Source organism: Crenobacter cavernae, assembly GCF_003355495.1.
In the GTDB taxonomy this organism is placed as follows: domain Bacteria; phylum Pseudomonadota; class Gammaproteobacteria; order Burkholderiales; family Chromobacteriaceae; genus Crenobacter; species Crenobacter cavernae.
The window spans coordinates 1,220,371-1,235,694 of the sequence record NZ_CP031337.1; the positions used below are offsets into that span (position 1 = coordinate 1,220,371).

14 protein-coding genes are annotated in these 15,324 nt (G+C 56.7%); 13 read left to right on the top strand and 1 reads right to left on the bottom strand.

Annotated elements, in window-relative coordinates; all coding sequences use genetic code 11:
* Nucleotides 1-13: 13 nt before the first annotated feature.
* A complete protein-coding gene (locus tag DWG20_RS05965) occupies nt 14-1,174 on the bottom strand; it encodes a Re/Si-specific NAD(P)(+) transhydrogenase subunit alpha (protein WP_115432953.1) in 1,161 nt (386 codons plus the stop codon).
* A gap of 325 nt (nt 1,175-1,499) precedes the next feature.
* Here DWG20_RS05965 and galE point away from each other — a divergent pair, with 325 nt between their 5' ends.
* From galE to DWG20_RS06030, 13 genes are read left to right on the top strand one after another with little or no spacing between them, the layout of a single operon-like run.
* Nucleotides 1,500-2,498 (top strand): UDP-glucose 4-epimerase GalE, encoded by a 999-nt coding sequence (gene galE, locus DWG20_RS05970; protein ID WP_115432954.1) that lies wholly within the window; start codon nt 1,500-1,502, stop codon nt 2,496-2,498.
* A gap of 33 nt (nt 2,499-2,531) precedes the next feature.
* Nucleotides 2,532-3,836: a nucleotide sugar dehydrogenase gene (locus DWG20_RS05975; protein WP_115432955.1), complete on the top strand. Its 1,305-nt coding sequence runs from the start codon at nt 2,532-2,534 to the stop codon at nt 3,834-3,836.
* 25 nt (nt 3,837-3,861) lie between these two features.
* Nucleotides 3,862-4,926, top strand: a complete 1,065-nt coding sequence (rfbB, locus tag DWG20_RS05980) for a dTDP-glucose 4,6-dehydratase (RefSeq protein WP_115432956.1) — start codon at nt 3,862-3,864, stop codon at nt 4,924-4,926.
* Nucleotides 4,923-5,813 carry a dTDP-4-dehydrorhamnose reductase gene (gene rfbD, locus DWG20_RS05985; RefSeq protein WP_115432957.1) on the top strand — a complete coding sequence of 297 codons (891 nt, stop codon included), beginning with the start codon at nt 4,923-4,925 and terminating at the stop codon, nt 5,811-5,813. The genes rfbB and rfbD overlap by 4 nt, the downstream gene beginning before the upstream one ends.
* 20 nt (nt 5,814-5,833) lie before the next feature.
* A complete protein-coding gene (gene rfbA / locus DWG20_RS05990) occupies nt 5,834-6,715 on the top strand; it encodes a glucose-1-phosphate thymidylyltransferase RfbA (protein WP_115432958.1) in 882 nt (293 codons plus the stop codon).
* Nucleotides 6,715-7,263: a dTDP-4-dehydrorhamnose 3,5-epimerase gene (rfbC, locus tag DWG20_RS05995; RefSeq protein WP_147289921.1), complete on the top strand. Its 549-nt coding sequence runs from the start codon at nt 6,715-6,717 to the stop codon at nt 7,261-7,263. Before rfbA ends, rfbC begins: the two co-directional genes overlap by 1 nt.
* Nucleotides 7,264-7,277: 14 nt before the next feature.
* Nucleotides 7,278-8,051, top strand: coding sequence for a glucose-1-phosphate cytidylyltransferase (gene rfbF, locus DWG20_RS06000; protein ID WP_115432960.1), 774 nt, complete (start codon nt 7,278-7,280; stop codon nt 8,049-8,051).
* Nucleotides 8,048-9,133 (top strand): CDP-glucose 4,6-dehydratase, encoded by a 1,086-nt coding sequence (gene rfbG, locus DWG20_RS06005; RefSeq protein WP_181880981.1) that lies wholly within the window; start codon nt 8,048-8,050, stop codon nt 9,131-9,133. The genes rfbF and rfbG overlap by 4 nt, the downstream gene beginning before the upstream one ends.
* A 5-nt stretch (nt 9,134-9,138) precedes the next feature.
* Nucleotides 9,139-10,464, top strand: a complete 1,326-nt coding sequence (gene rfbH, locus DWG20_RS06010) for a lipopolysaccharide biosynthesis protein RfbH (protein WP_115432962.1) — start codon at nt 9,139-9,141, stop codon at nt 10,462-10,464.
* Nucleotides 10,465-10,474: 10 nt separating this feature from the next.
* Nucleotides 10,475-12,253: a bifunctional GNAT family N-acetyltransferase/PLP-dependent aspartate aminotransferase family protein gene (locus DWG20_RS06015; RefSeq protein ID WP_115432963.1), complete on the top strand. Its 1,779-nt coding sequence runs from the start codon at nt 10,475-10,477 to the stop codon at nt 12,251-12,253.
* Nucleotides 12,254-12,258: 5 nt separating this feature from the next.
* Complete coding sequence (locus tag DWG20_RS06020) at nt 12,259-13,071, top strand: transketolase (protein WP_115432964.1); 813 nt, start codon at nt 12,259-12,261, stop codon at nt 13,069-13,071.
* The gene (locus tag DWG20_RS06025) at nt 13,064-13,939 is read left to right on the top strand and encodes a transketolase family protein (RefSeq protein WP_115432965.1); all 876 of its coding nucleotides are present in this window, start codon (nt 13,064-13,066) and stop codon (nt 13,937-13,939) included. Before DWG20_RS06020 ends, DWG20_RS06025 begins: the two co-directional genes overlap by 8 nt.
* A complete protein-coding gene (locus tag DWG20_RS06030) occupies nt 13,936-15,297 on the top strand; it encodes a lipopolysaccharide biosynthesis protein (protein WP_147289922.1) in 1,362 nt (453 codons plus the stop codon). The genes DWG20_RS06025 and DWG20_RS06030 overlap by 4 nt, the downstream gene beginning before the upstream one ends.
* Nucleotides 15,298-15,324 lie beyond the last annotated feature (27 nt).

Sequence of the window (15,324 nt, forward strand, 5' to 3'; positions counted from 1 at the left end):
AGGTCTCCTCGATTCAGGCCTGGGTCGACGCCGCGCTTTGCGGGGCCGGCTCTTTGGAAGGTTGGCCGAAGCGCACTTCGCCGGCGTGGGTCACCAGCGTGGCTTCGAGCAGATCGTCTTCCAGGTTGATCGAGAAGCCTTCCTTGGAGAGCATCAGCGACAGGAAGGTCAAGAGGTTCTTCGCATACAGCGCCGAAGCGTCGCCCGCCATCAGGCCCGGCAGGTTGTACGTGCCGACGACGGTCACGCGGCCGTCGGTGACGTGGACCTCGCCCGGACGCGTCGCTTCACAGTTGCCGCCGGCCTCGGCGGCCATGTCGACGATCACCGTGCCCGGCTTCATGCCGGCGACGACGTCGGCGCTCAGGAGGATGGGCGCCTTCTTGCCCGGGATCAGCGCGGTGGTGATCACGATATCGGCGGCCTTCGCGTGCTTGGCGACCAGTTCGCCCTGGCGACGCTTGTAGTCGTCGGACATTTCCTTCGCGTACACGCCGTCGCTGGCCGCTTTTTCCTCGTCGGTCATCGGCACTTCGACGAACTTGGCGCCGAGTGATTCGACCTGCTCCTTGGTCGACGGACGGACGTCGAACGCCTCGACCACGGCGCCGAGGCGCTTGGCGGTCGCGATCGCCTGCAGGCCGGCGACGCCGACGCCGAGGATCAGCACGCGCGCCGGCTTCACGGTGCCGGCGGCGGTCATCAGCATCGGCATGAAGCGCGGGTAGTACTGGTTGGCCAAGAGCACCGACTTGTAGCCGGCGATGTTGTTCTGGCTCGACAGCACGTCCATAGACTGCGCGCGCGTGGTGCGCGGCAACAGTTCCATCGCGAACGCCGAAACCTTCTTGGCGGCCAGCGCCGGGAACGAGGCGTTCTGGTACGGCGCGAGTTGAGCGATCAGCGCCGTGCCGTCCTTGATCTCGGCGATCTCTTCGTCCAAAGGAGGACGGACCTTGAGCACGATGTCGGCGTTGGCGTAGGTGGCGGCGCGCGTCTCGGCGACGCTGGCCCCCGCTTCGGCAAAGGCCGAGTCCGGCACCGCCGAGGCAAGCCCCGCACCCTTCTGCACGATGACCGAGTGTCCCATGGCGACGAGCTTCTTCACGGTTTCAGGCGTTGCCGCGACCCGCGTCTCGTTCGCCACGCACTCTGCCGGAATGGCAATGAGCATGGTTTGTTTTCCCTAAGTTGTTGATTTATGTGATATATGGACACGCCCGTCGGGCTGGGAGGACGGGAGTTGAATCGATATTTAAAGCAGAAATTGTTTATAGGCGCAATTAATTTTCGGAATTGCGACATGGGTGCGCCTTCCCGCTTGGCCACATTGCCGGGCTTCCCGAAATGTTTTGATCGTTCGACATGTTTTTGCCAGCGTCATGATTGTACCGGGTGTTTTGTTAAGTACAGTGGATTGCCGGCTCAATGGTCTCGCCGCCTGATGGAAGCCATGCGAAAATCATGACCGTTATGCAACTCGCAACGGTACAGAACCCATGATCCTGGTGACAGGCGGAGCCGGCTACATCGGCTCGCACACCTGCGTCGAACTGCTCGACGCGGGTTACGAGTTGGTGGTGCTCGATAACCTCTCCAACAGCAAGCGCGATGCGTTGCGCCGCGTCGAGGAGATAGCGGGCAAGGCGATGGCCTTCGTCGAGGGCGACATCCGCGACGCGGAACGGCTCGACCGGCTGTTCACCGACTTCTCGATCGACGCGGTGATCCACTTTGCCGGGCTCAAGGCGGTCGGCGAATCGGTCGAACAGCCGATGCGCTACTACGACAACAATGTCAGCGGCAGTCTGCGCCTGTTCGAGGCGATGCAAAGGCATGGGGTGAAGACCCTGGTATTCAGTTCGTCGGCGACGGTCTACGGCGATCCGCACGCGGTACCGATCAAGGAAGACTTTCCGCTCAAGGCGACCAACCCCTACGGCCGCAGCAAGTTGATGGTCGAGGACATGCTGCGCGACCTCTATCGTTCCGATCCCGACTGGCGTATCGCGATCCTGCGCTACTTCAATCCGGTCGGCGCGCACGACAGCGGGCTGATCGGTGAGGACCCGAACGGCATCCCGAACAACCTGATGCCCTACATCAGCCAGGTGGCTGCCGGTAAACTACCGTCCTTGCGCGTGTTCGGCGACGATTACCCGACCCCGGACGGCACCGGCGTGCGCGACTACATCCACGTGGTCGACCTCGCTCGAGGCCATTTGAAGGCGCTGGAAGCGCTGAGGCCATCGTCGAATCTGTTGACTGTGAACCTCGGCACCGGCCAAGGCTACTCGGTGCTGGAGATGGTCCGGGCCTTTGCAGGCGCGAGCGGCCGTCCGATCCCTTACGAGGTCGCCGCTCGTCGCCCCGGCGACATCGCCGAATGCCTCGCCGACCCGACGTTGGCCGAGCGCTTGATCGGCTGGAAAGCAGACAAAGGGCTTGACGAGATGTGTGCGAGTGCGTGGAATTGGCAGCAGTCTCAGCTTGGCTAATTCATTGAATATAAATAATTAATGGCGTATGGAATGAAAAACGCACTCATCAAGAAAATCCACGACAAAACCGCCGTGATCGGCATCGTCGGCCTCGGCTACGTCGGCCTGCCGCTGATGCTGCGCTTCGCCGAAGTCGGCTACAAGGTGCTCGGCTTCGATATCGACGCTAGCAAGGTCGACGCGCTGAACGCGGGCCGCTCGTATATCGAGCACATCAGCGCCGACAGCATCGCCGAGGCGCGCAGCTGCGGTTTCGAGGCGACCACCGATTTTTCCCGTGCGCCGGAAGCCGACGCGCTGATCCTGTGCGTGCCGACGCCGCTCAACAAGTACCGCGAGCCGGACCTGTCGTTCGTGCTCGACACGATGGATTCCTTGGTGCCTTACCTGCGCGAGGGTCATCTGGTGTCGCTCGAGTCGACCACCTACCCTGGCACCACCGACGAGGAACTGCTGCCGCGCATCGAGTCGCGCGGCTTCAAGGTCGGCGAGAACGCCTTCCTGGTGTTCTCACCGGAGCGCGAAGACCCGGGCAACCCTGACTTCACCACACGCACCATCCCGAAGGTCTGTGGCGGCTACAGCCCGGCCTGCCAGGAAATCGGCGTGGCGCTTTACAGCGCGGTGATCGACCAGGTGGTGCCGGTGTCGTCGACCCGCGCCGCCGAGATGACCAAGCTGCTCGAGAACATCCACCGCGCGGTGAACATCGGCCTAGTCAATGAGATGAAGATCGTCGCCGACAAAATGGGCATCGACATCCACGAGGTGATCCGCGCCGCCGCGACCAAGCCGTTCGGCTTCGTGCCCTATTACCCGGGACCGGGCCTCGGCGGCCACTGCATCCCGATCGACCCGTTCTATTTGACGTGGAAGGCGCGCGAGTACGGCGTCAATACCCGATTCATCGAGCTCGCCGGTGAGGTGAATGCGTCGATGCCGGACTACGTGGTGAGCAAGGTCGCTGCCGCGCTTAATGAGCGCAAGAAGGCGATCAACGGCAGCAAGATCCTGGTGCTGGGTATCGCCTACAAGAAGAACGTCGACGACATGCGCGAGAGCCCGTCGGTGATGCTGATGGAGAAGCTGCGCGACCTCGGTGCGGAAATCGCTTACAGCGACCCGCACGTGCCGGTGTTTCCGAAGATGCGCGAGCACCAGTTCGATTTGTCTAGCGTGCCGCTGAGTGCTGCAACGTTGGCCGACTACGATTGCGTGCTGCTGGCGACTGACCACGACAAGTTCGACTACGAGCTGATCAGGGAGAATGCCCAGCTCATCGTCGACAGCCGCGGCAAGTATCTTGAGCCGGCGCAGAATATCGTCAAGGCCTGATCTATCTCAAGGATAAGAAAAAAATATGTTGTTAGTTACCGGTGGTGCCGGCTTCATCGGCGGCAATTTTGTGCTCGACTGGCTGGCCGGCAGCGACGAGCCGGTCGTCAACCTCGACAAGCTAACCTACGCGGGCAACCTTGACACACTCAAATCGCTGGCGAACGACCCGCGCCATGTCTTCGTGCGTGGCGATATCGGTGATCGCGAGCGGGTGTCGCGCCTGTTGGCCGAGCACCGGCCGCGCGCGGTGATCAATTTCGCCGCCGAATCGCACGTCGACCGCTCGATCCACGGCCCGGCCGACTTCATCCAGACCAATATGGTCGGCACCTTCAACCTGCTCGAGGCGGTGCGCGGCTACTGGCAAACGTTGGCCGAGCCCCAAAAAAGCGCGTTCCGCTTCCTTCACGTCTCGACCGACGAGGTGTACGGCACGCTGTCGCCCGAAGACCCCCCGTTCGCCGAAACCAACGCTTACGAGCCAAACAGCCCGTACTCGGCGTCCAAGGCGGCATCCGACCATCTGGTGCGAGCCTGGCACCATACCTATGGTCTGCCGGTGCTGACCACCAACTGCAGCAACAACTATGGGCCATATCACTTTCCCGAAAAGCTGATCCCGCTGGTGATCCTGAACGCCTTGGCCGGCAAGCCGCTGCCGATCTACGGCGACGGACAGCAGGTGCGCGACTGGCTGTACGTGAAGGACCACTGCGCGGCGATCCGCCGCGTGCTGGAAGCCGGCCGGCTGGGCGAAACCTACAACGTCGGCGGCTGGAATGAAAAAACCAACCTCGACGTGGTGCACACCATCTGCGCCATCCTCGACGAACTCAAGCCGCGCGCCGACGGCGAGCGCTACGCCAGCCAGATCAACTTCGTGCAAGACCGCCCCGGCCACGACCGCCGCTACGCGATCGACGCTCGCAAGCTGGAGTGTGAGCTCGGTTGGAAACCGGCCGAGACCTTCGAGACCGGCATCCGAAAGACGGTGCAGTGGTATCTGGACAGCCAGGCTTGGGTGGGGAACGTCACCAGTGGTGCCTATCGCGATTGGCTGTCGCAGCAGTATGGGGCCAAGGCATGACCCGCATCCTGATCACCGGCGCCAACGGCCAGGTCGGCTTCGAGTTGAAGCGCGCGTTGGCGCCCTTGGGCGACGTGGTGGCCCTGACCCGGCAAGAATTGGACCTCGCGCGGGTCGACGCCATCCACGCGGAGCTAGACCGCTACCAGCCGACGATCATCGTGAACCCCGCAGCCTATACCGCCGTCGACTGCGCCGAGAGTGAGCTCGAGCAGGCCTTCGCCGTCAACGCGCAGGCGCCGGCGGCGCTGGCCGACTGGGCCGAGCGGCACGAAGCGCTGCTGGTGCACTATTCCACCGACTACGTGTTTGACGGCACCCAAAATGGTGCATATGGGGAAGACGACGCGGCCAACCCGCAGTCGGTCTACGGCCGCAGCAAGTGGGAAGGCGAGCAGGCGATCCGCGCCGCGACCGCCCACCACCTGATCCTACGCACCAGCTGGGTATTCGGCGCGCACGGAAACAACTTCCTCAAGACTATCCTGCGGTTGGCCAAAGAGCGCTCCACCTTGTCGGTGGTCGCCGACCAGGTCGGCGCACCCACCCCGGCGGCGCTGATCGCCGACGTCACCGCCCAGTTGCTGAGTCACTATCGCCGGCCGACACACCGCTTCGAATACGGCACCTATCACCTGTCGGCGGGCGGCGAGGCCAACTGGTACGACTACGCGCGTTACGTCATTGCGTTGGCCGAGCGTGCGGGCATCCCGCTCGCGCTCAAGCCTGACGCGCTCGAGCCGATTCCGACCATCGGCTACCCCCTTCCGGCGCCGCGCCCGGCCAACTCGCGGCTCGACTGCGACAAGCTCAAGCGCACCTTCGGACTGAACCTGCCTGACTGGCGGCAAGGCGTCGACCAGGTCTTCGCGCAACTGAACCCCTGAAACGTCTCGAGAACAACAATATGAAACGCAAAGGCATCATCCTCGCCGGCGGTTCCGGCACGCGCCTCTACCCGGCCACGCTCGCAGTCAGTAAGCAGCTCTTGCCGATCTACGACAAGCCGATGATCTATTATCCGCTCAGCACCCTGATGCTGGCCGGTATCCGCGACATCCTGATCATCTCCACCCCACAGGACACGCCGCGCTTCGAGCAACTGCTCGGCGACGGCAGCCAGTGGGGCCTCAACCTCCAGTACACCGTGCAGCCGAGCCCGGACGGCCTGGCTCAGGCTTTCATCCTCGGCGAATCGTTCATCGCCGGAGACCATTCGGCACTGGTGCTCGGTGACAACATCTTCCACGGCCACGACTTCGCCAAACTGCTGACCGAGGCCGCTGGCAAGGACAGCGGCGCCACCGTGTTCGCCTACCACGTCCATGACCCCGAACGTTATGGCGTGGTCGAATTCGACGCATCGGGTCGTGCCATCAGCATTGAAGAGAAACCGGCGCAGCCGAAGTCGAACTACGCGGTTACCGGTCTGTACTTCTACGACCAGCAGGTGGTCGACATTGCCAAGTCAATTCAGCCCTCGGCACGCGGCGAACTGGAGATCACCGACGTCAACGCGGCCTATCTGAAGGATGGCCTGCTGGATGTGCAGACGATGGGGCGCGGCTACGCCTGGCTCGACACCGGCACCCACGAATCGATGCTGGAAGCCAGCCAGTTCATCGCCACCATCGAAGCACGCCAGGGGCTGAAGGTAGCCTGCCCGGAAGAAATCGCCTATCGCCTCGGCCATATCGATGCCACACAACTGGAAAGGCTGGCCGCCCCGCTGAAAAAGAATGGTTACGGCCAATACCTGCTGAATGTGCTCAAGGAAAAGGTGTTCTGATGAAGGTGATCGATACCGCCATCCCCGACGTCAAGATCATCGAACCGACCGTGTTCGGCGACGAGCGCGGCTTCTTCTTCGAGAGCTTCAACCGGAAAAAATTCGCGGAGGCCATCGGCCGCCAAGTCCACTTCGTACAAGACAACCATTCGCGCTCGGTCAAGGGGGTGCTGCGTGGCCTGCACTACCAGTTGCCCCCGCATGCCCAAGGCAAACTGGTACGCTGTGTGCTAGGTGAAGTGTTTGATGTAGCGGTCGACATCCGCCAATCGTCACCGACGTTTGGCCAGTGGGTCGGAATGAACCTGTCGGCCGAAAACAAACGCCAGTTGTGGATTCCAGAGGGCTTCGCACATGGTTTTTTGACACTGAGTGAACACGCCGAATTCTTATACAAGACGACCGACTATTATGCACCCCACAGTGAGTGCAGCATTATTTGGAATGCCCCAGAGTTGAACATTGAATGGCCTATTGCGGGGCAACCTTCGCTATCTGCCAAGGACTTGCAGGCCAATCTTTTTCCGACAGCCCCCTTTTTTGATTGAATAACGAGAGCAAAATGAAAGCAGTCATTCTGGCCGGTGGCCTCGGTACCCGCATCAGCGAAGAAACTACTCATCGCCCCAAGCCAATGGTGGAAATCGGTGGCAAACCGATTCTTTGGCACATCATGAAGATCTACTCCCATTATGGGATTAATGAGTTTGTGATCTGTTGTGGCTATAAGGGCTATGTGATCAAGGAGTATTTCGCCAACTACTTCCTGCATATGTCCGACGTCACCTTCGACATGTCGCATAACAAGATGGAAGTTCACCAGCGCTATGCCGAACCATGGCGTGTCACCTTGGTGGATACCGGCGAAGACACCATGACTGGCGGCCGCCTCAAGCGAGTGCGCAGTTACGTGGAAAATGACGAAGCCTTCTGCTTCACCTATGGCGATGGAGTCAGCGATGTCGACATCACCAAGCTAATCGAATTCCATAAAACCCAAGGTGTAAATGCTACTCTGACAGCCACTTACCCTCCTGGCAGATTCGGTGCACTGGACATGCAGGATGGCAAGGTCACCACATTCAAAGAAAAACCCAAGGGCGACGGTGGCATGATCAACGGGGGATTCTTTGTACTATCGCCCAAGGTGATCGATCTAATCGATAACGATGCCACCATCTGGGAACGCGAACCGTTAGAGAGACTGGCTCAGCACAATCAATTAGCCGCCTTCCCGCATGAAGGCTTCTGGCAGCCGATGGACACGCTGCGAGACAAGATTTATCTGGAAGAACTCTGGCACAGTGGCAAGGCCCCGTGGAAGGTATGGGAATGAACCCGGCATTCTGGCAAGGAAAGCGGGTTTTCCTCACCGGGCATACCGGCTTCAAAGGCAGTTGGCTCTCGCTATGGCTCCAGCACATGGGCGCAGAGGTCACCGGCTACGCATTGGCCCCAAACACTACGCCCAACCTGTTTGAAGAAGCCCGTGTGGCCGACGGCATGCACTCCATCATTGGCGACGTGCGCGATCTCGCTGCGCTCACTCAAGCCATGCAGAATAGCCGGCCGGACATCGTCATCCACATGGCCGCCCAGCCACTGGTGCGCTACTCCTACGCCAACCCGGTGGAAACTTACTCCACCAACGTGATGGGCGTGGTTCACCTGCTGGAGGCCGTTCGTGCCACGCCCTCGGCTCGCGCCGTAGTCAACGTCACCAGCGACAAGTGCTACGAAAACCGCGAATGGGTGTGGGGCTATCGCGAAGACGAAGCGATGGGCGGCTATGATCCGTACAGCAACAGCAAAGGTTGTTCTGAACTCGTCACCAGCGCCTACCGCAACTCGTTTTTCAACCCGACAGATTACCCCCGTCACAGAGTGGCTTTGGCCAGCGCTCGTGCCGGCAACGTCATCGGCGGTGGCGACTGGGCCGGCGACCGGCTGATTCCCGACATCATGCGAGCCATTGAAGCCGGCGAAGCGGTGACCATCCGCAGCCCGCAAGCCATCCGCCCATGGCAGCACGTATTGGAACCTCTGTCGGGCTATCTCGCGCTGGCGGAAAAGCTTTACACCGACGGCCCCGTCTACGCCGAAGGATGGAATTTCGGCCCGCACGAGAGCGATGCCAAGCCTGTGGCATGGATTGTCGACACCCTTACCCGCGAGTGGGGCGATGGCGCACGCTATGTCATCGACACGACGGCAGCCAACCTGCACGAAGCGCATTACCTCAAGCTTGACTGTGCCAAAGCCCACACCCGCCTTGGCTGGCAGCCGCGCTGGTCGCTCTCCACTACCTTGCAACACATCTGCAACTGGCACCGAGCCCACCATGCAGGACAAGACATGCAGCGCGTTACGCTGCAACAGATCGACGCCTACTTAGGCACTAACCAAACTAGCGAATGACTGCAATGAGCCAACAAGATAAAGCCCAACAACTCCGTCAACAGATTGCCCAACTCGTCGACGAATACGCCGCCATCGCCATGGCGCCGCGTAGCTTCGAGCCAGGTAAAACCGTCATCCCGCCGTCTGGTAAGGTCATCGACGGCGCCGAACTGAAAAATATGGTCGAAGCGTCGCTGGATGGCTGGTTGACCACCGGTCGCTTCAACGACATGTTTGAAAAGCGTCTGGCCGACTTCCTGGGCGTCAAGCACCTGCTGACCACCAACTCTGGCTCTTCGGCCAACCTGTTGGCGTTTTCGGCACTGACCTCGCCCAAGCTGGGTGCACGGGCCATCAAGAAAGGTGATGAGGTCATCGGTGTGGCGGCGGGCTTCCCCACCACGGTCAACCCCATCATCCAGTTTGGCGCGGTACCAGTGTTTGTGGATGTGGACATCCCCACCTACAACATCAAGGCCGAGCTGATCGAAGCCGCCATTACCCCGAAAACCAAGGCCATCATGTTGGCCCACACCCTGGGTAACCCGTACAACCTGAAGACCATCAAGGCGCTGTGCGAAAAACACAATCTGTGGCTGATTGAAGACTGCTGCGATGCGCTGGGCAGCACCTACGACGGCAAACTGGCCGGTACCTTTGGCGACATCGGCACCCTCAGTTTCTACCCCGCTCACCATATCACCATGGGTGAAGGCGGTGCGGTGTTTACCAACAACTCCGAGCTGAAAAAAATCATCGAGTCCTACCGCGACTGGGGCCGTGACTGCTATTGCGCACCAGGCTGTGACAATACCTGCGGCAAGCGCTTCGGCTGGCAGCTTGGCAGCCTACCGGCCGGTTACGATCACAAGTACACCTATAGCCATCTGGGTTACAACCTCAAGATCACCGACATGCAGGCCGCCTGCGCGCTGGCACAGCTCGACAAGCTGGAAGGCTTCATCCAGGCCCGCAAAGACAACTTTGCTTACCTGACCGAACGCCTGCAAAGCTGCACAGAGTTCCTGATCCTGCCAGAAGCCACCGAAAACAGCGATCCGTCCTGGTTCGGCTACCCGATTACCATCCGTCCCGACAGCGGCATCAGCCGAGTTGATCTGCTCAAGTACCTGGATGAACACCGCGTCGGCACCCGGCTGCTGTTTGCCGGCAACCTGACACGTCAGCCGTATATGGATGGTCAGGTATATCGTGTCAGCGGCGATCTGACCAATACCGACCTGATCATGAACAACACCTTCTGGATTGGAGTTCATCCTGGCCTGACAAAAGAAATGCTCGATTTTGCTATTGAGAAAATCGAAACCATTGTGGGTGTAAACTTCTAAGGAGAATTTCATGAGTAAAAATACAGTTTCCACCTATAAGACAGCTGTCACAGAGTCCTTTAACTTTCTAAAGAACGCCAAAAACATCCAAGAGGCCTATCTGCGTGCCATTCCCCTGTCGGATAAGGGGTTCCTGCTCCCGGTGTGTGCGGCACATAAAAACGATCTGGCGTTGATCAGAAAGCTCACTGCCTGGCGCAACGAGAATGTGCACGTTTATCCGACACAATTTGTTGCGACCGAAGAAAGTACCCGCGCATGGTTGGATAGCCGTCTTCTGGCCGTAGAAGACCGCATGTTATTTTTGGTCACCGATGCTCAAGGGAAAACACTCGGACATATAGGCTTTAATGGTTGTCATAACGAAGAAATGCTCTTCGAGATTGACAATGTCGTCCGTGGTGTAGGAGCAGAAGCAAAAGGTATTTTTTCAACAGCAATCAACGCATTGATCGAATGGGCTCGGAAAACCATCAATGTTGAAGGCTTTTATCTCAGAGTCATGGCCGACAATGAGCACGCCATTGATTTCTATAAAAATAATAGCTTCGCAGAAGAACAACGCATCCCCCTCGTGAAAGAGCAGAATGGAGAGTTCGTTTCATACAGGGAGGCAAAACAGGGCGAAACCAGCCAGCAAGAATTTGTTCGCATGGCCTTCAAGCCATCCTCCCAGCACATTGGCGAGAAGCTAATCCTGACTGCTGGACCGTCTATTTCCGCCAAAGAAGTGGTGTACTCTTTTGATGCGGCACTAAATGGGTGGAATAGTAATTGGTCAAAGTATCTCACAACCTTTGAGAAAAAATTCGCCGAATACGTCGGGGTGAAATATGCCTTGGCTACGTCTAGCTGCACCGGGGCACTGCAGATCGCACTGATGGCTCTGGATATCGGCCCTGGCGATGAAGTCATCGTACCAGACCAAACGTGGGTGGCTACTGCCAATGCCGTTCGCTATGTAGGAGCCATTCCAGTATTTGCAGACATCGAACTCGACACTTGGAATATAGATGCAAATTCCGTTGAGAGCCTGATCACTTCGAAGACAAAAGCTATTATGGCTGTCCATATGTATGGACACCCCGCACGAATGAGCAATATCTTGGCCATTGCCAAGAAATACAACCTTAAAGTCGTAGAAGATGCGGCGCCTGCTATTGGGGCAGAATGGCAAGGGCAGCGTTGTGGTAGTTTCGGCGACTTTGCTGCTTTCAGCTTCCAAGGTGCGAAACTGATGGTCACCGGCGAAGGTGGCATGCTTGTCACCAATGACGATGCACTCTATCAGAAGGCATTGAAGATCTGGGATCAAGGACGTAACCCTTCGCGAACATTCTGGATTGATGCTGATGGCGTCAAGTTCAAGATGTCCAATATCCAAGCTGCTCTTGGGCTGGGACAACTCGAACGTGTCGACGAACTGATCGAGATGAAACGCCGTATTTTCTCTTGGTATCAGGAAGGCCTAGAGTCAGTGCCTGGCATTACTCTTAACAAAGAAGTTGAAGGTGCAAGAAGCATTTATTGGATGAGCAGCTTGCTGGTAGAAAAGACCTTACCTATTAGCCGCGATCAATTGATGCAACAGTTGAAGTCCAGAAATGTGGATAGCCGACCAGTATTCCCGGCAATCAGCCAGTACCCGATTTGGCCGCGTACTCAGGCAGCACAGCCAAATGCATTGCATGTTGGTTCACAAGCGATGAACTTGCCTAGCGGGGTGTGCTTGACAAAAGATGAAGTCATGTACGCTTGCCGACAAATAAAAGAAATTCTTAAGGGATAAACATTATGGCCGATGCCCTTGCTTTTGCAAGGGCAGTGCGCCGCACTGCCCTGCAGATGGTCCACAATGCCAAAGCGTCTCATATTGGAAGCGCATTATCGATAGCAGACATTCTGGCCGTACTTTATCACCAGCATCTCAACTGCAATCCAGATATTCCGAATGCAAAAAATAGAGATCGTTTCATCTTAAGCAAAGGCCACGCCTGTGTTGCTGTCTATGCCGCATTAGCGGAAAAAGGGTTTATTTCCAAGGCGGCGGTAGAGAGCTACGGCCAGGATTTTTCTGACTTGATGAACCATATTAGCCACAAAGTTACCGGCGTTGAATTTTCGACTGGTTCCCTTGGGCACGGGCTTCCTTTTGGCGTAGGCAAAGCACTAGCGGCAAAAAAGCTGCAAGAAGAATGGCGAACCTTTGTACTGCTCGGTGATGGTGAAATGGATGAGGGCAGCAACTGGGAAGCCTTGATGTTTGCCGCGCACCACAAGTTGGACAATCTTGTGGCAATTATTGACTACAACAATTTGCAGAGCCTCACCACGGTTGATAACACACTTTGCTTAGAGCCGCTGGCGGATAAATTGAGAGCATTTGGATGCTCTGTCGTCGAACTTGATGGGCATGATCACGATGCGCTTAATCTGGCCTTTTCAAAATTGCCTGCAGAAACTGGAAAGCCAACCGCCATTATCGCACGCACGATAAAAGGGAAAGGCGTTAGCTTCATGGAAAATAGCGTGGACTGGCATTATAAAAGCCCAAATAAAGAACAATTAGAGCAAGCTCTGCGTGAATTGGAGATGGCTCATGCGTAATGCTTTCATTGATGAGCTAGTTACTCTGGCTGAGCAACATGCCAACATTGCACTCGTTGTTGGCGACTTGGGCTACTCAGTTGTAGAACCGTTTGCCGATCGATTCCCAGATCGTTTCATCAATGCGGGAATTGCAGAGCAGAATATGATGGGGCTGGCTGCGGGGATGGCATCTGAAGGCTATCATGTTTTTACTTACAGCATAGCCAACTTCCCGACCTTCCGCTGCGCAGAGCAGATCAGAAACGACGTCGATTACCATAACTTACCAGTGACTATCGTTACCGTTGGAGGGGGCTTGGCTTATGGCAATCTGGGCTATTCACACCATGCGGTGCAGGATTACGGGCTCATGCGCCTGATGCCCAACATGACCATTGCTGCACCTGGTGACCCCATGGAAGTCAGGGCGTGCATGCGTTACCTTATGAAAAATCCGGGGCCATCATACTTACGCTTGGCAAAAGCCGGGGAACCATGCCTGCATGCGACTGTGCCTCAAGTTGAACCGGGAAAATGGCTTGAAGTAATCCCCGGCCCCGCCGAGAAAACACTGTTAACCACAGGTGCATCTTTAGCGCTTGCACAGTCATGGTTGCAGCAAGGAGCCTATCAAGGCCACGCCCTCCACTCTATGCCTCTTTGGGGAATGAAGAGTAAAGCCAGGCAAACTGAACAATTAGCCTCGTGGAATAAAGTGGTCACAGTAGAAGACCACATTGTTGACGGCGGATTTGGCAGTTGGCTGACAGAGGCTTCCACTTTAGGACAGAGCCAGACTTGCATCGAAATACGGGCATTGTCTGACTCCATCTTTGGCCAAGTAGGGAGCCAAGCGACATTGAATAAGATAGGCGGATTGGGGTGATCAAGCGCTTTTTCCATCGAGTTGGTGTCGATCGGGCAGTATTTCTCACGCTCTTTGCAAGAGGGTGGGTGGTGCTGTCCGGCTTGATAAGCATTTATTTTATTAGCCGTTTCCTCAGCCCTGCCGAGCAGGGCTATTACTACACCTTTAACAGTCTGATTGCGCTACAGATCTTCGTTGAGCTGGGGCTTAACTACGCCATAATTCAGTTTGCCAGTCATGAAATGGCACACTTAACCTGGCAAGATAATGGCACGGTCAACGGTAGCCCACTCGCAAAGCGGCGGCTACAGTCTCTGCTACAGTTTTCATTAGTTTGGTTCGGCATCGCAACTATATTAATGGTGCTTGTGCTATTACCTGCCGGCATTATTTTTTTCACTAATGCTACTGGTGGGGAGGGAGCACTTGGCAATGTCTCCTTCGCTTGGCTGTTGCTTGTTATTTTTGCTGCTCTCAACTTGCTACTCACCACCGTGGTTGCCCTGCTGGAAGGCTGCGGCCATGTCGCACAGGTTGCAGGCTTGAGACTACGGCAAGCCGGAGTTACCGGGATATCGGCTTGGCTCGTGCTAAGCATGCATGGTGGACTCTTCGCATTGGCCGCTAGTAGTGCGGCCAGCGCCATAGTGGTCTTTATCTGGCTGTGGCAGCGCTATAGCACTTTCCTCAGAGATCTCCTTCATCACCCCACTGACCTTCCTCCGATGAATTGGCGCAAGGAAATCTGGCCATTTCACTGGCGCATTGCCGTGAGCTGGATGAGCGGTTACTTCATCACGCAACTGTTTAACCCTCTTATTTTTCATTTTAGTGGACCAGTGGCAGCGGGCCAGATGGGGATGAGCTTGCAGATTGTCAACGCCATGAATGCCACCGCTTTAGCTTGGGTGACAACCAAGGCCCCTCATTATGGACAGTTAGCCGCAAAGAGACAGGAAACTGATCTAGACCATGCATTCAAACGAGATCTATTTCAATCCTCATTTTTCCTTGCGCTCTGTTTTATAAGCCTCCTAACGCTATACCCGTTGCTGAAAGAATACTTTCCCAACGCCATCAATAGGCTAGTGCCCATCAACCTAATTCTACTCCTGGCGATCAGTGGGATGCTTGCACACATCACCTCCGCAGAAGCAATATACCTGCGATCCCACAAAGAGGAGCCATTTTTTATTCTATCGGTTCTCCACGGAATCACCATCCTCCTGAGCTCTCTAGTATTGATACCATCAATAGGTTTATCTGGGGCTGTGTATTCACAAGCCATCGCCATAGTCGGCGTAAGCTTTTTCGGCGGAAATTATATTTACCTTAAAAAGCGGAACTTATTCTTTGCAGCAGCAGGCTGCCACTGAAGCAGGCCAAAGAAAATCACATCCCAA